This window comes from Dietzia massiliensis (genome assembly GCF_018390595.1).
GTDB lineage: Bacteria > Actinomycetota > Actinomycetes > Mycobacteriales > Mycobacteriaceae > Dietzia > Dietzia massiliensis.
The window spans coordinates 1-354 of sequence record NZ_JAHBAV010000320.1; the positions used below are offsets into that span (position 1 = coordinate 1).

The following is a 354-nucleotide window of genomic DNA, read 5'->3' on the forward strand; positions in this document are numbered from 1 at the left end:
CCGCATGGGATCGCGCATTTGTGAGAGTTGTCAGGCGGCGGCCGAGTTGTTTACTAAACAGTAAGGCGGGGTGGGAGGTTACGCCGGGATCGGGCAAGCGTTCGGCGGCGCATCGGCGGCCTGCTGGCGGAATTTTCCCGGCGTCAGGCCGAAGTGGCGGGTGAAGGCTTTGTGCAGCGCCACCTCCGACGAATAGCCGGCCTGTTCGGCGATACGGCTCAGCGGCAACGCCTGGCGCGCCAGCAGCCGGGCCGCCAGCTGCATGCGGATGGCGGTAAGGGCCTGCAGCGGCGTTTGCTGCGTGACCTGACGAAAGACGCGGGCGAAGTTGGCGCGCGACATATGGGCCTGTTT

General features: G+C 66.1%; 1 protein-coding gene. It reads right to left on the reverse strand.

All coding sequences use genetic code 11. The features are described 5' to 3' along the window. Positions 1 to 78: 78 nt before the first annotated feature. Positions 79 to 354: helix-turn-helix transcriptional regulator (locus KHA85_RS17395; RefSeq protein ID WP_213186740.1), on the reverse strand; the 276-nt coding region annotated here is incomplete at its 5' end.